The sequence below is a fragment of the Aeromonas sp. 600774 genome, from assembly GCF_049175075.1.
In the GTDB taxonomy this organism is placed as follows: Bacteria; Pseudomonadota; Gammaproteobacteria; order Enterobacterales; family Aeromonadaceae; genus Aeromonas; species Aeromonas veronii_A.
The window spans coordinates 66,561-87,611 of record NZ_JAAKUJ010000018.1 but is presented as its reverse complement, the minus strand read 5'-3'; the positions used below and the strand labels follow the sequence as shown (position 1 = coordinate 87,611).

Genomic DNA, 21,051 nt, shown 5'->3' with positions numbered 1-21,051 from the left:
TGCAAAGAGACCTACTACGACTTGCCCGGTAAAAAGCGTCATTTCAAGAAAGTGGATATGCACAATCCCAAAAGCCATTTGGGCCTATGGCTCGGTCAAGAGTTCATCGTCGTCAAATAACCCGTTTGTACTGGTACAGCCTGTACCACTCGGTCGAGTGGCGGTGTTGTCTTGCCGGAATCTGTAAACCATGGTGCTTGATATGTTGAAGAAAACCTGCCTGTTGCCGCTCTCCATGCTGATAGTTGTTTCTACCTCGGCCAACAGCGCGGCGCCACTCAAGATTGCCAATGTCATCATCCCGGCCAGCTTTGCAAAGGCACTGGAAGAGGGGCTGGCGGTTCCTGTTCGCCTGCAATATTCCGATGAAAACAACGGACTCGACACATTGACAGACAGTCCTATCGGTAATGCAACTCTGCTTCTACAGGGTGGACAGCTCCATTTGTTACGTATCGACTTCAGTGCTGGTGAACAACAGCAACTACTCAACGATACGCTTACCAACATGCTTGCCAATGAACAAAGGCGTACATTCTCTGCGGACGGGCGGTTGCAAATAGATAGCAACGCGAGCATGCAGCTTGACCTGGTGTCCATGTTGCTGACGATTCAAGTCTCACGCGAAGCATTTGGCCAAGCCAAACAGCAAGACAACCGGGTTGCATTGACACCAAGCGTTGACACCCTGACAGGAGTACATCGCTACAACATGGGTTACTCTTTCAACAATAACCAACAAAGTGGTCATAGCGACTCGAACTTCCTGCAACTGAACAGCACCGTCGGACTGGGTGCGCATCATATAGCCATGGATGCCTCTCTTTATAATCTCGGGGAACCGGAACAATCCGGAGACATCTATCGCGTCATGTACGAGCGAGATCTTGATGACCGTCGTATTGCTGCAGGGATGGTGTCGACATGGGACCTTCAGACGCTGAGCGGGGTAACCGCCCTAAGTGCCGGACGTATTTACGGTGCGTCGTATGGCAACCAGGCACAGTCACGCAAGCAGACAGTCAATGAGTCGACCACTCAGGTGCAAGTCTTCATGCCAGCCAATGGCGAGGCCAGGGTATACCGAGATGGACGACTGATTGCGTTGCAAAATTTGGCTATCGGCAACCAAAACATCGATACCTCGGCTTTTCCCAACGGGATTTATAACGTCACTGTTGAAGTGTATGTCGATGGGCGCCTTACCAGCACCACAAGCCAACGAGTGACCAAATTAGGTGGTACTCAGCACTTTACCCAAGAGTGGGGATGGCAATTGTGGGGAGGGATGATGGAAGGGACGCAGGAGAATGGCGATTCCCCATTGCTTGGTATGTCATTGGCTCGTTCGTTTAACACCATTGAGTTGGCCACGACATCGTATGCGTTCAAAGACGCCGCGGTAGGTGAAGCTCGCGCCAGCTGGCAAGTAAACGAACACCTCAATACCCAATTGCAAAGCATGGTGTCTTCCGATCAATCCTGGAGACTCGCATCCGGTCTATCCCTGCAGGCTTATGAAAATGCGTCCCTGTGGCTCAGCCAGGAAAAACTGAAAGTAGGTAATACCCTGACGGTAAGTGAAGCGGAACTTTACTCTGCCGGTATTACCTTGAATCTAGGTGGCTGGATTGATGGTCTTGGGCAACTGACATTTAATACCACGCATGACCGTGAAATAAACAGTGAACGTAGCTACGTTGATTACAGCCAGCACCTCTATTCTGGCCGCTATGGCAATCTGTCGATGCGAGCAAGCTTGCAAAGTGACGGCGGGACATTCAATAGTTTTGATAACAGAAGTATCACGCTCGACTACTCTATTCCATTCGACAATTTATTCAGCTTGGGTATGAGCAGCAACGAGCAAGGCCAGACAACTGCCAACTTGAATTATCAAAAACGTATGGATGGCGTCATTAACCTGGCCTCATTCAACGCTTCTCGAATGGTGCATGGTAGCGATGTTCATAATACAGCGCTCTCCGGAACCTTGGGTTTCGAGAACAAAGCGATTGGTGGTACGGTAACGATGGGACGTGGCCACAGCGGTGATATAAATGGCAATCTCATTGCTCGTGGTGCACTTGTCACAACTCTAGACTCAGTGATTACCTCAAGCCAAAATAGCTCCGGCTCCGGACTCATTATTAACACCGGGATAGATCGTGAAGGTCAGATGCTTGCCAAAATCAATGGTCAGGACTACCCCTTAAAAGGCGAGCAAACCTTTTTAGCTCTCTCACCTTATAGTGAATACGAAATCGAGCTGCTCAATAGCAAGCAAGGCAAAGACAGCTATGACATTAATACCGGAAAACAAAAGTACACTTTATTCCCCGGTAACGTAGCAACCCTGGATGCCAGCAATGCTATCAAAGAAATGGTCACTGTATTTGGCATACTAAGAGCCGAAGATGGCTCCCTGATAGTTAATGCACGAATTGATAACCATGTTGGCACCACTATCACCAATGATGTTGGAGAGTTTTCACTGGATGTGGATAAATCCAACCCAATATTGACATTCCGCAACGGCAGTGAGTTTTGTGAAGCGGAACTTGATCTTGAAAAACATTCAGGAGCAGCTTGGGTAGGAATGATAACCTGCCAAGGAATGCCGACCTATGCCATGTTGAGAGATTATTGATTATGAAATTTTCATATAAATTATTTTTTGTTATCGCGCTTGCAGCATGCTGGAATCAAAATGGCAATTCAGCTGTCACTAAGTATAATTTGGTGGATGCTGATCTTCGTCATTTTCTATTCATTGAAAATCAGGAGGACCACAACTTATTTATCACACCAACTGATTACCTTGACCCCCGTTTATCAGGGGGTAATGCTTGGACCTCTGATTCCAGACAGGTGAGTTTGGCATATGCGGATAATGGCCATAACTATAGTGTAACTAACGATAATATAGACATGTGGGAAAATGGGCCAATAAGACACCCATACATTAACCAGCGCTGCATAAAAAGCTGGTCTGGGTGTGATCCACAAACCGCAGAGGCCATTAATAAACCTGCTGAAGTTAACGAATCAGGTTTCTATGGGTTAATGAAAGCAGCTACTGGATATGCACATGCAAAGCTAAGTTCCAGCTTCTTTGACTACCTTAGAAGCATGCCTGTAGGTACGATATTAAATAGAGAAATGAACTTTTGCAGGACAACAAGAGTATATAACGCAGCAGCAGGAGAGCGCTGTATAAACCAAGATAGTGGATCTTGGTATGTAAAAAAAACACAGCACAAAAAAGCGGGGCACTTGCGTTTTATCCAAACCAATGCAATCAGCGAAGTTATTGTTGATAGCAATGGCATGCCATACATACTACCTGGCTCACAAGGTTGTGAAAATTATCGGCTAGGAACTAGAAATGGCGTTTTATGTCGTTTTCTTGACTATGAATTTAATCAAGATGGCAGCCAGTCATTTTCAGACCCCTATATTTACACCAACATAAAAAACTCAACGTTGAATAGTGCCATTGTCAGTGCAGATGTTCAAATGAGCACCAACTTGACCAACTGGGCTCTTAGGGGGGCAGACTACAATGTCAGCTATCTTAAAGGTCAATCATCTATCTATCTTTTTCTATCAAGCAATTTTTTCAAGCAAGTGGTTAGACTTGGATTGCAAGAACAGCTAACTAGAAACTTGATTAACTTTAATATGAGAAATATCAAAGCACCGGAGAGCGGTTTTTATGAGTTCAGTGGTACCACTGAAATAGTTATCAAGCCACGAGATTTTAGCGTCTCTATCCTGTCCTCTGAAGGGGTGAGCTCTCCATACCAGGAGGGTAGCGTAGGAAAAGACATTTTGAATTTCTCTTACAAAATATCGGATAGTGGCCCCATCAGTGCGGACATGTTGGAGATTGCTATTACCCAAGATATCGGGTCACCTTATCAGGGATTTTGCACCTTCTATCCTGCAGAGGACTCGGCCATCGAGCAGGCAGTGCCAATACCGACCAAGTTGGTATTTAATTCAACTACCAATGGGTTATTATCACAGCATAATATCCGTTGCGATGGCACCCCTTTAGACATTCGTGCATTAGGGATCCAGGATAGCACTACACCGCAAGAATGGAATGATCCCATCAGTGGGAAAGGGATTACCCGGTTTTATGAGCTGGCGCTAGAGTTTGATCTAACCGACCCCATGGTACAGCGTACCATTAATGATGAGTTATGGGAGGGAAGTGTACAACAAAGTGGTACTATAACTATAAAGGGAACTTGGCGCTAAATATGGAGAAAGTTATGTATCGTTTTTTTGGCTCCTTGCTAATATTTGCACTCTCTTCAAATGCCTTGGCGATTGACATTGGAGCCATGACAATCGCCATGGCTCCAAAGGAAGACTTTATAGTTCGAACTATCACCAACAATAGTAATGTAACAAAAGTGTATGAAGTCCAGATGGAAAAGATAAATAACCCAACAACTAAAGGTGTCACACTCCCAACCATACCAGGCGAACTGTTGTTTTCCCCCAAACGCTTCATGTTACATGCTAATAATGCACAAAATATTAAGCTATATTACAAAGGGCCCGCTGATAATAATGAGCGTTACTATCGAATCACCTTCACAGAGTCACCCGTAGCTCAAGTTGATAAAAACATGCGTAATAGTCTAAAGGGGGCATTAGAGATAAAACTGGCTGTGCAATCTATTTTGGTTGTTCGTCCGCGACAAATAGCCTTTGATTATCTATTTGATGAAAACCAACAGACAATCACTAATTCAGGAAACACTTATTTTGAATTCATGGTTAAGCAAGGCTGTGAACAGCCAGACAGTGAAGCCACAAGCAAGTATTTATTACCCGGTGAAAGATGGCACAACAATAATATTGGAAAAGCAGGAAATCAGCATGTGATCATATATAAAAATAAATTCATACCAGTCGGGAAAGAGTGCAAGTAATTGATTTTCATAAAGATGTTTGATGGTTGCTAAATAGTGTTAAATATAACTAAGCAATGTAGCAACACTATTTCATTATTATCCACCCATGAAACTACCTGGAACCATCACCAAAATCAACACCTATGTTTCATGAAGAAAATATTGGTATACCTGCATGCTATTTAGTTAAGATAAAATATCAAAAAAATCAGCTATAAAACGTTAGCAGCATTTTTTCTCGGCGCCTTAATTTTTATGTCTGCCGTATAAAACTTAACAGTCGCATTGATATACCTAGTCATATAAAATCCAACGGACAATATTTCCCGCTCGGTTCATAATGAAATAATAGATAATGTATTGTCGTTATTACATACGCCACTGCGATTGGTCGAGTATCGGGGCCAGATTGGAGAAATATTAATAAAAAAAACGCCCCAGGCTATCAAGCCCAGGACGTTGATGATGATGTGTCACTTTAGACGGCAATGCGGCTCAGCTTAGGTGAACAACATTACAGAACTGACATGGGTCGGGTCATGTTATTGCTTGGTGTAGCCAAGAGGCTATCAGGCCCGCTCCACCGCTATCGGAGCCGGCAGACGGATAGTGAGGGAGAGCACCAGCGCCACCACCAGCAACACCAGGATCAGGTGGAAGGTCGCCATAAAGCCGCCAAACAGGGAGGCTACGATGGAGCCGATGATGCTGCCCAGACCAAAGCCCAGATAGATGACGCCGTAGTTCTTGGTCAGGTTGTTGAGACCGAAGAAGTCGCTCACCAGCGAGGGGTAGACGGTGATGGTGCCACCGAAGCTGAAGGCCACACAGGCAACCGCCACGAAAAACAGATTGGCATTGAGCGGCACGAACAGCAGCAGCGCCATGCCCGCCAGGGTAATCAGCTGGGCGATGGTGATGACCCGGATGCGGGACATCTTGTCGGAGAGGATACCCAGTACCAGACGGCCACCCAGGTTGGCCATGGCGATGATGGCGACGGCATTGGCAGCGACGACAGCAGGCAGACCCACCATCTTCTCGCCGATGTCCTTGGCCACGCCGATGACGTAGAGGCCGCTCATGCAGGCGGTGAGGAACATCAGCGCCAGCATCCAGTACTGCGGCTTGCGCATCGCCTCGGCCAGAGTGAAGTCACGGCTCTCGCTCTGCTGCACGGAGGCGGCCTGCTTGGGCGCATCCTTCATCAGCATGCCGCCCACCAGCACCATGGACATGGCGATCAGCCCCCACAGCTGGAAGGTGGTCTCAAGGCCGGAGCTGGAGAGCAGCAGCAGGTTGATGTATTTGAAACCGAGACTGCCGAGGCCATAGGCACCGATGGAACAGGCGGAGATCAGCCCCTTGCGCTCCGGGAACCACTTCACGCAGTTGGAGAGGGTCATCAGGTAGCCGGTACCGTCGGCAAAACCGACCAGAATGCCCGCGCAGAGGTAGAGCATCGCCAGATTGCTGGCATGGGCAGTGAGGAAGAAGCCGATGCCGAGCAGCACACCAGCGCCCAGGGTCACGTTGCGCACACCGAATCGCTCCTGCAGCTTGCCCGCCATGGAGGAGGCGACCGCCAGCGAGAGGCTGAGCAGGCCGAAGGCGAAAGCGACCTGACTCACCGGCTCGTCCAGCTTGTCGGAGAGCTGGGCGTTGAACAGGCTCCAGGTATAAACGGAACCCAGTGCGAACTGGGTGATGATGGTACCGATCAGTGTCAGGTACCGGGTGCGATTCATCTCTTTGGTCATGATGCGTCTCGGTCGATGGCCTTAAGGAAATTGAGGCCACTATAGGTAAGACGCAGTTCGCGCCGATCGATTAAGGCATGAAATGCAGATCGGCAGGAATGAATGACAATCAGAGCCGCATCAGCTGACGGAACGCTTTGATGTTGCTGCGACTGACCGGCACCTCGAACGGCAGGTCATGGAGCCGGATGAGATAGGTGCTGTTGAACCAGGGGACTATTTCGCGGATCTTGTTGATGTTGACGCAGTAGGAGCGGTGGCAGCGGAAGAACCCCTCGGCAGGCAGCCGGCTGACAAACTCGCTGATGGTCATGGTCATCACGTAGCGGTCATCACGGGTGTAGACATAGGTAAGCTTCTCGTCGGCTTCCGCGTAGTAGATCTGCTCGCAGGGGGTGACGATGATGCGCTCCCCCTTCACCAGATTGACGGTGCGATTCTGCGCTGCCCCCGGCTCGCTCCCCTGCCCCGCCTGCGCCTTGCCCGCTAGCTCCAGCTTTTGCAGCAGGCTGATGAGGCGCGGCTCGTTGTAGGGTTTGAGGATGTAATCGAACGCCTCCAGCTCGAACGCCTCCACCGCAAACTCCTTGTAGGCGGTAACGAAGACGATGTGGGGCGGGTGACTCGACTTGTGCAGGTTCTTGGCCAGCAGCAGACCATCGATGGAGGGGATCTGGATATCCAGAAACACCACATCCACCTCGTGATCCTGCAGGTATTTGAACGCCTCCAGCCCATCCTCAAAGCTCGCCACTATCTCGATGGTGCTGTGCTGGTTCACCAGATAGATGAGCTCCTCGCGGGCCAGATATTCGTCTTCCACTATGATCGCTTTCAGCATGACAACACCTCTCGCGGCACACACTTATCCTCAGCCATGATGGCACTCAGCATGGCATCGACTCCTGATCCGGCAGATAGAAACTCACTTCGGTACCCGGTTCCAGCCGTTTGAGGTGCAGGCCGTCACCATAGAGCAGCTTGACCCGCTGATGCACGTTCATCAGGCCGATGCTGCGGCTCTCCACCCGCCCGGCAGCCACCCCGTCGATCACCTCCTGACTGATGCCGTAACCGGTGTCACGCACCGCTACCCGGATGCCGCCCGCCAGCTGTTTCACCTCGATGGTGACCCGGCCCGGCGCGCTGCGGGGCTGGATGCCGTGCAGGATGGCGTTTTCCACCAGCGGCTGCAACAGCAGGCTCGGCACCTCGATATGCACGTCATCCACATCAAACACCACCTCCAGCTTGTCGCCAAAGCGGGCCTGCTCGATGGCCACGTAGTCGCGCACCTGCTGCAACTCCTCCTTGATGTCGATGAGGGTGTCACCCTTGTTGAGGTTGTAGCGCAGGTAGTCCGCCAGATTGGCAATGAGCTGGCGCGCCTGCTGGGGCCGGATGCGGATCAGCGACGAGATGGCGTTGAGGGCGTTGAACAGGAAGTGCGGGTTGATCTTGCTCTGCAGCGCGGTGAACTCCGCCTTGCGGGTCATCTCTTTCAACTGCTCGATGCGCGACACCTCCATCTGGGTGGAGATGAGCTGGGAGAGGCCGACCGCCATTTCTCGCAGCGAACTGGTGATGCTGTGGGTGCGGCGGTAGTAGATCTTGAGGGTACCGCTGACGGCGCCGTTTTCCCGCAGCGGAATAATGATGACCGAGTGGAAATCGGAGAGGTGATACTGGCGCAGATCGTTGTTGATGATGATCTGGTCGAGCAGCACCGCCTGCTGGGTCATGCCGCTGATGGCGTGGTGCTCATCCAGCTCGTAGTAATCCTTGCCCACCCCGACATAGGCCAGCACGTCATGGGTATCTGTGATGGCCACCGCATCGGCGCTGATGTCGCGCCGGATCACATCGCACACCTGACTGAGGGAGTGGCGATCGATGTTCTGGAAGAAGGGCAGCGTCTTGTTGGCGATATCGAGCGCCAGCTTGGCCTGCTTGGCAGCAATCAGCTCCTTCTCGTCATCCAGATCCTGCACCAGCTTGATGATGAGGCCGATACAGAGCGCCCCGGCGATCATCGGATAGGCGATGTGGTTAACGATCTCCACCCCCACCGAGTGGGGCTCGGTCAGCTGCCAGATCAGCAGCATGGTGAGCCCTTCGCAGAGCATCCCCGCCAGAATGCCGTACAGCCAGAGCCGCGACTTGCGACAGCGCAGGTGCAGCCAGGTAGCGAGCAGACCGGCGATGATGCTGGCGATGAGGCAAGGGATGGAGGTGTGGCCATCCATGTCGATGAGGTAGCGGTGCAGGCCGGAGATGACCCCGGCCGGAATGCCGACCCAGGGGCCGAACAGGATGCCGCCGGAGATGATGGCGATGATCCGCACGTTGATCAGCGCCCCCTCCACCGGAATGCCGGTGTAGGTGCTGAACACCGCAAACAGGCCGAAGATGGAGGCCACCAGCACCAGCTCCGCCGGGGTGTGATCCCGCTTCTGGAACAGCCGCTGGAACGGCCGGGTGCGGGTCAGGAAGAAGAGGGTCATCAGCATCAGCGCCGCCCGTTCGAACACCGCCAGCAGCATCATCTGATTTTCAAGCACAACTGTATTCCTGCATCAACCAAGAGTACTCCGGATCATATCCTATTTGCTGGCAATGTACTGATTTCGAAACAGGATGAAAGTGGCCTAACCGTACGAATAAAACGAAACCATGTCTATGGATAACGAGTCAGCACAAGTTACTGGCTACTAACTTGCCAGCTAAAAAAACAGCTCACGGTTAATGTAATGGCATCCGTCATCCAAGCTCCACGCACAACAAAATCCTCTATCAACCATACTTTTAGAGATAATTACCTGTACAGTGCAAAACTGAATATATTCAAAAGCCATCTCTGAATCCCAGCCTCAAAAACATCCTTTCAAAAATCATTGATGATTTATTTAACATAGGAAATAGTCTACTCAAGTAGACAATCTTAATTTCTCTACTCATCATTGAAGACTTGCCACTTTATTTTGCTATCTGTGAGATTGGTACCCTTGATACCAAGCTAACTTTTTGGAGAAAAAAACATCATTTACCGCCTATAAAATGATAGGCGTGATGCACGCACCAGTAAAAATAAAACCCACTGAATTTTTAATCACCCTGATTGCTATACGCTTACTAAACACCACCAATTTAAATGAGTGACCGACTTCAGAAAGCAATTTAATGTAAAAGATCTAAAAACAACATAAAATATATCAGTGCAAATAAGTTGTTATTTTCCTCGCTTTATCAAAAAAAATCACAAGTTCAAACCAACATGCCAGTCACCATCATGAATCTCCAGGTACTTTGCATGCCAACCCTAAAGGGGTAGAAACAATACACCAAAAAACAAAATATATTAAATTACATAAAACACCATGACTTCCCCTCCCTCCTTTTCAACATCACAAAGAAACCATAAGATCTTGTTTTTATTGGTATTTTTTTGTATTTTTAGATATTTTGAAAACCACTGCCCCCGGTGATTAAATAGCCACCGAAATCAGTCATCAACATGTCTCTGATGACATGACACAACAATAAATCTTCTAATAAAAATTTGTTGCTTTCTCAAAACTTGTTTCATTTTTGACAACCTTAGTCTTGTCAAGAATGAAACTCTCAATTCAGATTAAAAGGGTAAAATATGAAAAAGGCTATTGTAGCTTCTGTATTACTAGCTGTATTCTCTGGCGCCAGTTATGCTGAAAATAGTGCAACTCCAGCAGCAACTGATCAAGGCCATGGCGTGATCAAATTTATTGGTGCAATTGTAGATGCCCCCTGCTCTATCGCCCCGGAAAGCGTAGATCAAACCATAAATATGGGACAAATCTCCAACAGTGTACTCGAGCATCAAGGTGAGGGTCCTCTGCGTCCGTTCGATATTCATCTTGAAGGCTGCTCTCTTGATACCGCCAAAACTGCCGCGATTACCTTCAACGGCATTCCTGATGATACTGAGAAAAAACATTTAGCTATTAATGGTTTCGCAAAAGGTGCGGCTATCGCCATGATTAGCCAACTGGATGGTTCTGAAGTTGTTTTGGGCACCCCGACCAAGGCTGCCACTCTGGTTGAGGGTGACAACCACCTGAAATTTGGTGCCAAGTTGGTAAGCAATATCAAAGCGGGTGACGGCGGAAAAGCAATCCCGGGTGAATTTAGTGCAACCACTGACTTTATCATGACCTACCAGTAAATATTTAAATTTAATCAAACATTTATCCAGTAATTACGCGCAGGGAGGCGCGTTTCCTTTTGTTTACCTTATAAATTGAAATCTATGAAACAATTTTTATTATCGTTGGCCATTTTTTTCATTTTTATGAGTGTGGCAAAAAGTTCTCACGCAGGTGATATTGAGTTCAATACTGACCTGTTGGATGTTAAAGATAAAGAAAGCATTGAATCAGGTGCTTTTAAACAGGCGGGTTATATTGTACCCGGTGAATACACCATGCAAATGGTGGTAAACGATGCCTTTATTGGCGAGCGTAACGTCAAGTTTCAAGCAACCTCCAGCAACAGCTCACAGCTGTGTTTGACCGTTGCGCTGGCCAATGAATTGGGCCTTAAAAAGCACGATCTGGAACGCCTACTGACTAGTGGGAAGAGGGGCTCTTGCCTTAATCCTGACGTACTCGAAGGAATAGTGATCAAGGGCGATATCAGCAAAGACACGCTTCTCATTTCTGTCCCTCAAGCATATCGGGATTATGTGAGTGACTCCTGGGATCCCCCGTCACGTTGGGATGAAGGGGTCAATGGTGCCCTGCTCGATTATGGCATCAATCTTCAAGAGAACCATTCGACCCATGGTAATGGTGACACAACCAATGTCAGTGCCTATGGTGTGGCTGGTGTCAATATGGGGGCCTGGCGGCTGCGGGCTGACTGGCAGGGTCGTTATGAGCGTAACAAAGAGCAAGCAGGCTCCCAAAGTGAGCTGGATGTCAGTCGTGTGTATGCCTATCGCGCCTTACCCGAACTCAGCACCAAGTTGACGATGGGCGAACTCGATCTGGATAACTCCATGTTCGATAGCTTTCTGTATGCAGGCGCCTCTGTAGTTAACGATGACAACATGTTACCCCCCGACTTGCGTGGCTACGCCCCGGAAGTGGTAGGTATTGCCAAGACCAACGCCAAGGTAGTGATTAGTCAGCAAGGGCGCGTTATTTATGAAACGCAGGTGGCTTCCGGGCCATTTCGTATTCAGGATTTGAGCAGCGCAGTCAGCGGCACCCTGGATGTCAGAGTAGAGGAGCAGGATGGATCGGTGCAGACTTTTCAGGTCAACACCGCTCGCATCCCCTATCTCTCCCGACCAGGCTCGATACGCTACAAGTTCAATAGTGGCAAGATCAGCAGTCAACCCCATCGCTTGGATGGACCGGCCTTTGCCAGCAGTGAATTCTCTTGGGGCGTGAGCAATGGATGGTCACTGTTGGGAGGGGCTCTGCTCAGTGAGGGTTACGATGCACTCTCTGTCGGGGTTGGACGTGATTTGCTGCAATTAGGTGCTATCTCTTTCGATATCACTGAATCTCGTGCCCAGTTGGCAGAGGGCTCAAAAACTGGCAGCTCTTATCGAATCAACTATTCAAAGAACTTCGAAGAGTATGACAGCCAAGTGGCGTTTGCCGGTTACCGCTTCTCGGAGCGGGATTTTATGAACATGAATGACTTTATGGCCGCCCGCAAGATTGGCCAACCATACAGGGGCGGCTCCAGAGAACTGTATAACGTGAGGCTAAGCAAGCAATTCAAAGCAGCTCAGCTGGGAGCATATATCGATTACACCCATCAGTCTTACTGGTCCCAGACAGATAGTGAGCGTATCAGCCTCTCTCTGTCTCACTATTTTGATGTAATGGAGTGGCGTGGCCTGGCGACCTCGCTCACCACCTATCACAACGAGCAGGGCCGTCAGACTGATAATGGCATGTACTTCACACTGTCGATTCCCTTTGGGCTGAACAAACATGTGAGTTACAGCGCCTCAACCATGGGGGGCAAAACCACCAACAATATCAGCCTCTTCAACCGGGTGGATGACCGTAACAGTTACTCAGTCACGGCCTCAACCTCGCCAGCAGGTGAAAGCGCCAGCGGTTTCTATACCCACACTGGCGACAAAACCACCCTGATGGCCAACGTTAGTCACCAGGCAGGTAGTTCAACAGCCGCAGGGCTCTCCATCAATGGCGGAATTACTGCGACCAAAGAGGGGATTGCCATGCACCGGGTAGGCATGATGGGGGGCAGTCGTATCATGGTAGATACTGACGGGGCCAGCGGTGTGCCTGTACACACCGGCGGGCCAGTCACCTTCACGAATCAAAATGGCAAGGCGGTTGTAGCCGATATATCCAGCTACTATCGTCAACGAACCAGCATCGACATCGATCAATTGGGTGATGATGTTGAGCCTATTGGGACACCTATTTCCATGGGGACCCTGACCGAAGGAGCTATCGGTTATCGTCATTTCGATATGTTGTCGGGCGGCAAGCGCATGCTTGAACTGGTCAAAACAGATGGCAGCCCAGTTCCATTCGCCGCTGAAGTCGTCAATGACAAGGGGCAACAATTGGGGATGGTCGGTGATGATGGCATGGCCTATCTCGCAGGCCTGCATGAAGGAAGTCCTGTGGAGGCTCGCTGGGGCAGCGAGCAGCATTGCCGCTTTTATTTGCCATCACCGCTACCAGAAGTCAACACGACAGCGAGACTGACTTGTCAGTAATCGATTTTGTATAACCAGATTGAGATAAACCGATATGACCAAGAAACTGTTGTTCACTCTGCCTCTATTGCTAACCATGATGGCTAGCCAGGTTCAGGCTGCCGTCTCACTGGATCGCACCCGAGTGATCTATCCGGCGGGAGCCAATTCAATGAGCCTGACGATCCACAATAATAACAAAACACTGCCTTACCTGGCCCAGGCCTGGCTGGAAGATGCCAATGGCAACAAGATAAATAGTCCGTTCACCCTGTTGCCACCGGTTCAGCGGCTGGAGCCGGGTATGGAGAGCCTGGTCAAGGTGCAAGCATTACCCGCTGTCGCTCTGCTGCCCCAGGATAAAGAGAGCTTGTTCTACTTCAACTTGCGGGAGATTCCCCCTCGCAGCGACAAGCCAAACACCCTGCAGCTTGCACTGCAAACCCGGATCAAGTTCTTCTACCGCCCCGCAACTCTGCTGGTTGAGCCGGGCAGCAACCAAGCGTCGTGGCAAGAAAAAGTTACCCTGCAAGCGGTAGGAGGAAAATACCAGTTGACCAATCCGACCCCTTACTACATCTCCATTGTGGATGGGGCCCGCACACTCAATGCGGGTAGTACTACGGGATTTGAGCCAGTCATGATTGCCCCCAATAGCAGTGCCATGGTCAATCTTGGTGTGGCCCAGCTTGGCCAGCAACCCACTTTTACCTATGTAGATGACTACGGCGGCCGTCGAACCCTGAGCTACCGCTGCACCGGGATCTGCCATTTGTTGCCCGCTCAAGATGCAAAATAGAGAGATAAATATGTCGCCAGGCTCTTCTCCGCGCGCGGCCCACTCAGGTGTTCGTTACCTGTGGTTCATATTGATCACATTGCAGGGCATGCTTCTCCCGTCTCAAGCTCAGGCGGGGAGCGATAACTTGATGATTAATGTCGTCGCAGAGGTAGTCAATCAAGCCTGTTCGCTGCGCCCCGGTGATGAAACCATCACCGTCAACTTTGGCAATATCGTGAACAAAGAGTTATTGAGGGACAAACGCACACCAAGTAGAGAGTTTCAGCTTCATCTTGAAGAGTGTGACCCCGATATCTCCAAGGGTGTGAAGGTGACATTCAGTGGTCAAGGAGCGCCAGACAATCCGGACTTGCTGGCGCTGATGGGGGACAGTACCGCCAAAGGGATTGCCATCGGACTGGAGCATCAGGGAAAGGCATTACCCCTCAACAAAGCAAGCCGTGCATTGATGTTAACTGCTGGTGACAACGTACTGACCTTTGCGACCTATGTGCAATTGCTACCATCGGGACAAACGGGCTTGGTATCAGGTACGTTTAGTACAAGTGCCAACTTCAAGCTAGAGTATGAGTAAAGATACTGAGTTAAAATTAGAATCCACAGTGTTCCTTCTCGAGATTTTCGACGACCCCCCGTGGCTTACTAAATTTCTACATGTGGTGGTGGATAAGTCTTAAACTTAAGTTAAGCATCATGCTCCATGCTCTCTTAATAGCAATTTTTAGCACCTTATTAATATTTATGTGATACTGAGGTTATATGGTCTTTTTTTTCGAAATAATACGAGGTGTATTTAGCACCAGTGATTTTAAAAAACACCTTGGTTACTTTTGGTGCTTCATAACAAATGTTATGTTTGTTTTTTTACTTGGCATAACAAATACCTATGCATCTAGCCTTTCCATTTCTTTAACCGAAGCTCCAGGACTTACAACGAAAGGCGATCCATATATGAAAGCGGTAATTATTGGGGGTGATAATAATGATCTCACGCCTAATTTATGTGCTGGTAAGAAATGGGGTGATTGTTCCATATTAGCTTGGTTAGTTGAAAGGTCATGGCCAAACAAACAACTTGATGGGTATAAATCATATGATGCCGGTGGCATTAACTCAGAGTCATGGCGAAGCTGTGTAAATTCCAATGAAAATAAAACGTTAGGAAAGGTTATTTCTTGCTGGCGAAATAATGGCGTACTTCAGAGACCCTTATATGATACTATCGGTAGTCGTAGACTTAAATCAGGCCCTGATTTATGTCTTTTTTATGGAAGAGATACAGTACAATCAGCCTCATATCCTGGACCAATATCAAATTGCGTATCAGGTTATAAACCAGCTGAGAGTTGTAAATTTGGCCCTAACATTTCCATAAATGCAAAAGGTACAGCAAGCGAATTTAAAAATATGTCTGCAAGTGCAGAAAGTTACTTAGAGTGTACGAATACAACCTCAGGCACAATTAAATTAACCGATGAAAAAGGTCAATTGGTTTTAGATGGTGGAGGTTATTGTAATCTTGATTTAGGCTCTGGTCCAAATAAACCTCATAAGTTAACAGTGCAATATGGAATGCGGAAAAAAGTGATCGCTAAATGCCTATTTTCAGGCGTGAATACTCTAGGTTTACATCGAGGTGCGGGAATAATTGTATTTACGGTAGATTAAATGCCCAGAAAATTTGGAAGTGCTGCTTCGGCTCGTTACATATAAAGTAAAGATTAAGTTATAATTTGATATCACTTTGACGCTGATATCAGATTGTAACTTGACACATACGCTTTATATATTAGCTTTTACTTATAACTCCATATCAAAACAAGCATTCTTATTCTGACTTTATTAACATCTCATTACCGAAAATTCTATTTATAAAACAATGTATCAGTCATCTCTCTATCTGGCGACAAGTAATCATCCATATTAATGAGACACTCAACTTTCTTAAAGCACTAACTATTTTTACCATTGAATACTTTTGTATAAAATAAAACCCCACCAAAAAGACTTGTTACATGAACAATCTCATTTTTTATCTTAATTGTGCGCAAATAAGCATCATCCTGTGTAAATTGATCAAAAATGGTATAAATTTGAGGATCGGCTTGCAAAATATCTTGCTGTATCGATTTGACCTTCAATGACTTATTCTCAAGATGTCTCAAACCATTCTCATAAAAATGCACGCGAGAAATCTTTTTTATTTCAAACACCATGTTTTGCTTTGCATCGTTAAACATCAAATCTTGAGCCCATGCGGCTTGTTCAACATTATCATTATCAATGCCGGTAGTTTTGATCAACATATAGCCGATATAGTCTGCTTTAATCTGGCATGGGCGATAGAATCTCAAACGCACAAATCCCATCCCAGGAATATCGTGTACATTGATCGGTGAAACAGCTTCAAGATTAATATTCTGAGCAATGCATTCCAGCTGTTTCTTTATGTCCAGCCGCTCATCCATTAAAAATGTTTTTTGCCAAACTATATTATCCTTTATATTAAAGTCCAAATATGAGAATGCATCTTTTGATGCAAGAGCATAAAAGTTTCGGTCTTTTTTTATCAACTTTTCAATATATTTATACTCGTCAGGGGAACGAATATCCTCTGTATACATAACAATACGATTAACACTTGGTGTTGCTAATTCCTTTATCTTTTCAAGCTTTCTAAATTCTAATGAAATCTCATCTTTTTCTGTCAAAATATAATATGATGTAATAGCTGAAATGACAGTAACAATAAAAACAAAGAACATTAATATATATTTATCAAGTCGACCGCGATCAAAGAGTCTTTGTTCCTCGTTTGCATCAACATCATCGGATTCCTCAGTCTTTGTGATCACCTCCGTACGGTGTGACAATTCATCACCATGACCAAGTTCAACCTCCAACTTGAAAATGTAACCCACACGAGGAATTGTTTCTATAGAATTGAAAATCCCGATAGACTCAAACTTCCTACGTAGTAGAAGAATTGTTTTGTTGAGACTAATATCCCTGCTTTCTGTTTCACCCCAAATATCATCAAGTATTTTTTTTCTTTCAACAACTCGCAGACTATTATCACAAAGCACTTCCAGCAATACGGTTTCTTTTTGACTGAGCTTTATTTCTTTCTCGTCAAGAATAATTCTGTATGTCTCAGGTTCAAATGTGAACGTGTCGTTATACTTATATTGCTTTGTCATGATTTTATTTAATCTCAACGTTCTGTTGAACTACATTGTATATGATTTTATATACCTTACAGGAATTTTCTAGGGAATGCGGTAACACGTAATCATGAACAGATAACTGTAGGCACAGCCCCAAGCCGACATACTCGACCTCCAGTATGTCGGCAATGAAGAACCACACTTATACATAATGTTCTCTTGGGCTCTCCAACAGGGGATATGTCCGAATTAGCAGTACTGACCGGCCACCCAGCCGGAAGACCAGGCCCACTGGAAGTTGTAGCCACCGAGCCAGCCGGTCACATCCACCACTTCACCGATGAAGTAGAGGCCGGGCACCTTGCGCGCTTCCATGGTCTTGGAGGAGAGCTCGTTGGTATCGACGCCGCCCAGGGTCACTTCGGCGGTGCGATACCCCTCGGTGCCGTTGGGCAGGATCTGCCAGTCACCCAGCAAGTTGGCGATCGCCTCAAGTTCCCGCTCGTTGTACTGGCGCATCGGCTTGCTGACCAGCTGACCCAGCTCCACCAGCTTGTCGACGAAGCGCTTTGGCAGCTCGCGCCCCAGCACGGTTTTCAGCTCCTGCGCCGGGTGAGCCTGCGCCCACTCGCGCAGGGCGGCCGGAATATCCAGCTCCGGCAACAGGTTGATGTGGATCTTCTCGCCGGCATGCCAGTAGGAGGAGATCTGCAGGATGACGGGACCGGAGAGGCCGCGGTGGGTGAACAGCATCGCCTCCTTGAAGCGAGTGCCATCCTCGGCGGTCACCGCTACCGGCAGGCTGATGCCCGCCAGATCGGCAAAGGCCTCTTTCTCCGCCTGATGGAGGGTAAAGGGCACCAGACCGGCGCGGGTCGGCAGCACCTTGAGGCCGAACTGCTCCGCCAGCTTGAAGCCATACGGGGTCGCGCCCAGCTTGGGCATGGAGAGACCGCCAGTCGCCACCACCAGCGAGTGGCAGCCGATCTCACCCTTGCTGGTGGTCAGCACGAAACCCTCGTCCTGCTTGCTGACGGTGAGGATCTCGGTCTGGAACTGCAGGGTCACCCCGGCCCAGTCACACTCGGTGAGCAGCACATCGACGATATCCTTGGCACTCTCAAGGCAGAACAGCTGCCCCAAAGTGCGCTCGTGATAGTTGACCCCGTGGCGATCCACCAGATCGATAAAGTCCTGCTGGGTGTAGCGGGCCAGCGCCGACTTGCTGAAGTGGGGATTCTCCGACAGGTAGGCGTGAGCGCCCGCCTGATGGTTGGTGAAGTTGCAGCGACCACCGCCACTGATGAGGATCTTGCGGCCCGGCTTCTTGGCGTTGTCGAGCACCAGCACGGAGCGGCCACGGTAGCCCGCCTGCGCCGCACACATCAATCCGGCCGCACCGGCCCCGATCACCACCACATCGACCTGCTTCATCATCACTCACTTATCAAAATAGAAACGGCACCTGGCCAGAACCGTGATTGCCTCTGGCGGAACACAACCATAGTGGCTGCCCACCAGAATAAATAACGGCCCTTAAAAGGGCCGTTATTGTACTGGCTGAACACTAAGTGTCCACGACTATCAGGCGTTGCTGTCCATGATGCTGGCCGGGGCGCCCTTGGCCAGTTCGGCCAGCTCCTTGTCGATGAAGTAGAGGCCTTTGCCATCTTCACCCACCAGACCCAGACGGTCGACGATGCTCTTGAACAGCTTCTCCTCTTCATGCTGCTCGGCCACATACCACTGCAGGAAATTGAAGGTGGAGTAGTCCTGGGTAGTGAAGGCTACGTGGGCCAGACCATTGATGCACTTGGTGATGTGGTACTCGTGCTCCAGGGTGGTACGGAACACGTCGCCCAGCGACTTGAACTCGTGGGGAGGGGCATCGATGGCACCCAGTTTTGGCATGGCGCCGGTCTCGCTCACATAGGTGAACAGACGCTCCATGTGCTGGCGCTCCTCGACCGCGTGCTGGCGCAGGAAGGTCGCCGCCCCTTCAAAGCCCTTGTCTTCGCACCAGGCGCTCATCTGCAGATAGAGATTGGAGGAGTAGAACTCCAGGTTAATCTGCTCGTTCAACTTCTCGATCATGGCTTGGGCCAGCATCTTGTTTCTCCTCAGTGATTTGGTATCGATTGTCGCCACACTCCCGCCGCGAATCAACCCGCCAACGAGAGGGAGATCCCGTTTCTTTCAGCTCAGGGGGTCAGCTCCCTAAGGGAGGCGACATCCACCGGCGCAGCATAATCGACGCCCGACAACTCGAAGCCGTTGAGTTGCATGAAATCCTGCCGCAGCCCGGCAAAGTCCCCCAGCGCGTGGAAATTCTCCGGCGTCACCTTGGGCCAGAGCGCCGAAACGGCGGCCTGAATGGCCGGGTCCAGCTCGTGGTCATCCATCCGGATCAGCCGGTTACCATCAGCCACCACCCCATTGGGCCCATACATCTTGGCGGCGAACAGTCGCTGCATCTGCTCGATACAGCCTTCGTGTACACCGCGCTCCTTCATCACCCCCATCAGCAAGCCGAGATAAACCGGCAGCACAGGAATATATGCGCTCGCCTTGGTCACCAGCGCCTTGCAGACCGATACCCAGGCGTGGCCGCCAATCTCGGCCAGCTGCAGGTTGATGGTCTCGGCGGTGGCGTGCAGATGCTCCTTGGCATAACCGATGGTGCCATCGCGATAGAGGGGATAGGTGGATTCGGGGCCGATATAGGAGTAAGCGACGGTTTGCGCGCCGGGGGCGAGACAATCGGCCTGCTGCAACGCCTGCATCCAGAGCTGCCAATCCTCGCCCCCCATCACAGTGACGGTATCGCGGATCTCCTCAGGCGTGGCGGGCGCCAGCGACTGCTGCACCAAGGTATCGCGTTCCAGATCCAACCCCCAACCGCTGAACGGCTGGCCGGTGGTCTTGAGCACCGAACGCACCTGCGTGCCATCGGGCAGCACCCGGATGCCGCTCGCGAGCGAATAGATCACCAGATCCACCTGCCCCAGCTGCTGGCGGATAGTGTCGATGGCCTGCTGGCGCATGCCGTCGGAGAAGGCATCACCGATCAGGTTGATGGCGATACGCCCCTCCTGCTCCGCCTCCTTGCGAAACCAGATGTTGTTGTACCAACCGGCACTGCCCAGCCCCTTGTCGGAGGGGCCCCGCTCGAACGAGATGCCAATGGTGTCGGCACCCGCACCGAAGGCGAGCGCAATGCGCGACGCCAGTCCAAACCCGGAGGAGGCACCCAGCACCAGCACCCGCTTGGGGCCGTTGAACGAGCCAGCAGCCTTGATACGTTCGATCTGCTGCTGCACGGCGGCGCGACAGCCGATGGGATGACAGTTGCGGGCAACACAACCTTGAATCTGGGGATGAATGATCATGGGAAGGCCTCCAAAGAAACTGGCTACAGCATAACCAAATCGAAGGAGATTAACTTGATGCCGGATCGCTATCAGTCAGAAAAGCCGCGGGAATTGAGGCAGAAAAACAAAAGGGAGCACGTGGCTCCCCAAAGCGGTATTCAGATGCTTTTTGTTGTTTTGTGTTCATTGCGAAGCACGGGCCCATCCTATGCCTCTCCCCCCTGATCGGCAAGCCGGGGGGTGTGACCGGCGTCAAACTATTGTTTAATTTATAGGCAAATAGTGGT

15 protein-coding genes and 1 pseudogene are annotated in these 21,051 nt (G+C 49.6%); 9 read left to right on the top strand and 7 right to left on the bottom strand.

The genetic code is table 11. The annotated features are described in order from the left end of the window. From G5171_RS18755 to G5171_RS18740, 4 genes and pseudogenes are all read left to right on the top strand, one after another. Nucleotides 1–120: pseudogene (locus G5171_RS18755) on the top strand (hypothetical protein); the annotation flags it as partial. 82 nt (nt 121–202) lie between these two features. After that, complete coding sequence (locus tag G5171_RS18750; protein WP_421251510.1) at nt 203–2,650, top strand: TcfC E-set like domain-containing protein; 2,448 nt, start codon at nt 203–205, stop codon at nt 2,648–2,650. Between the two features lie 2 nt (nt 2,651–2,652). Then, a complete protein-coding gene (locus G5171_RS18745) occupies nt 2,653–4,269 on the top strand; it encodes a hypothetical protein (RefSeq protein ID WP_254204533.1) in 1,617 nt (538 codons plus the stop codon). A gap of 14 nt (nt 4,270–4,283) precedes the next feature. Further along, nucleotides 4,284–4,952 carry a fimbria/pilus periplasmic chaperone gene (locus tag G5171_RS18740; protein ID WP_421251509.1) on the top strand — a complete coding sequence of 223 codons (669 nt, stop codon included), beginning with the start codon at nt 4,284–4,286 and terminating at the stop codon, nt 4,950–4,952. Nucleotides 4,953–5,503: 551 nt separating this feature from the next. On the opposite strand, the gene G5171_RS18735 is transcribed toward G5171_RS18740, so the two are convergent. The 3 genes from G5171_RS18735 to G5171_RS18725 form a co-directional block, all read right to left on the bottom strand. Continuing rightward, nucleotides 5,504–6,694 carry an L-lactate MFS transporter gene (locus G5171_RS18735; RefSeq protein WP_216979773.1) on the bottom strand — a complete coding sequence of 397 codons (1,191 nt, stop codon included), beginning with the start codon at nt 6,692–6,694 and terminating at the stop codon, nt 5,504–5,506. Nucleotides 6,695–6,803: 109 nt separating this feature from the next. Then, nucleotides 6,804–7,535 (bottom strand): LytR/AlgR family response regulator transcription factor, encoded by a 732-nt coding sequence (locus G5171_RS18730; RefSeq protein WP_421260585.1) that lies wholly within the window; start codon nt 7,533–7,535, stop codon nt 6,804–6,806. Nucleotides 7,536–7,581: 46 nt separating this feature from the next. Continuing rightward, nucleotides 7,582–9,255, bottom strand: a complete 1,674-nt coding sequence (locus G5171_RS18725; protein WP_421260584.1) for a LytS/YhcK type 5TM receptor domain-containing protein — start codon at nt 9,253–9,255, stop codon at nt 7,582–7,584. A gap of 1,085 nt (nt 9,256–10,340) precedes the next feature. On the opposite strand from G5171_RS18725, the gene G5171_RS18720 reads away from it, so the two are divergent. From G5171_RS18720 to G5171_RS18700, 5 genes are all read left to right on the top strand, one after another. After that, nucleotides 10,341–10,895, top strand: a complete 555-nt coding sequence (locus tag G5171_RS18720) for a fimbrial protein (RefSeq protein WP_005342239.1) — start codon at nt 10,341–10,343, stop codon at nt 10,893–10,895. An 84-nt stretch (nt 10,896–10,979) separates the two neighbouring features. After that, nucleotides 10,980–13,445, top strand: a complete 2,466-nt coding sequence (locus G5171_RS18715; RefSeq protein ID WP_421260583.1) for a fimbria/pilus outer membrane usher protein — start codon at nt 10,980–10,982, stop codon at nt 13,443–13,445. A gap of 34 nt (nt 13,446–13,479) precedes the next feature. After that, nucleotides 13,480–14,223 (top strand): fimbria/pilus periplasmic chaperone, encoded by a 744-nt coding sequence (locus tag G5171_RS18710; RefSeq protein WP_421260582.1) that lies wholly within the window; start codon nt 13,480–13,482, stop codon nt 14,221–14,223. 130 nt (nt 14,224–14,353) lie between these two features. Next, a complete protein-coding gene (locus G5171_RS18705; RefSeq protein WP_216954480.1) occupies nt 14,354–14,800 on the top strand; it encodes a fimbrial protein in 447 nt (148 codons plus the stop codon). 185 nt (nt 14,801–14,985) lie between these two features. After that, nucleotides 14,986–15,894 (top strand): hypothetical protein, encoded by a 909-nt coding sequence (locus tag G5171_RS18700; RefSeq protein ID WP_421244778.1) that lies wholly within the window; start codon nt 14,986–14,988, stop codon nt 15,892–15,894. 284 nt (nt 15,895–16,178) lie between these two features. Here the strand turns inward: G5171_RS18700 and G5171_RS18695 are convergent, their stop codons facing one another. The 4 genes from G5171_RS18695 to fabV all read right to left on the bottom strand — a co-directional run bounded on the left by G5171_RS18695 (nt 16,179) and on the right by fabV (nt 20,782). Further along, nucleotides 16,179–17,426 (bottom strand): winged helix-turn-helix domain-containing protein, encoded by a 1,248-nt coding sequence (locus tag G5171_RS18695; protein ID WP_421260581.1) that lies wholly within the window; start codon nt 17,424–17,426, stop codon nt 16,179–16,181. Nucleotides 17,427–17,642: 216 nt separating this feature from the next. Next, nucleotides 17,643–18,827 (bottom strand): NAD(P)/FAD-dependent oxidoreductase, encoded by a 1,185-nt coding sequence (locus G5171_RS18690; RefSeq protein WP_080764968.1) that lies wholly within the window; start codon nt 18,825–18,827, stop codon nt 17,643–17,645. A gap of 150 nt (nt 18,828–18,977) precedes the next feature. After that, complete coding sequence (gene ftnA / locus G5171_RS18685) at nt 18,978–19,502, bottom strand: non-heme ferritin (RefSeq protein ID WP_005339225.1); 525 nt, start codon at nt 19,500–19,502, stop codon at nt 18,978–18,980. Nucleotides 19,503–19,594: 92 nt separating this feature from the next. Continuing rightward, a complete protein-coding gene (gene fabV, locus G5171_RS18680; protein ID WP_258721683.1) occupies nt 19,595–20,782 on the bottom strand; it encodes an enoyl-ACP reductase FabV in 1,188 nt (395 codons plus the stop codon). Between the last annotated feature and the right edge of the window lie 269 nt (nt 20,783–21,051).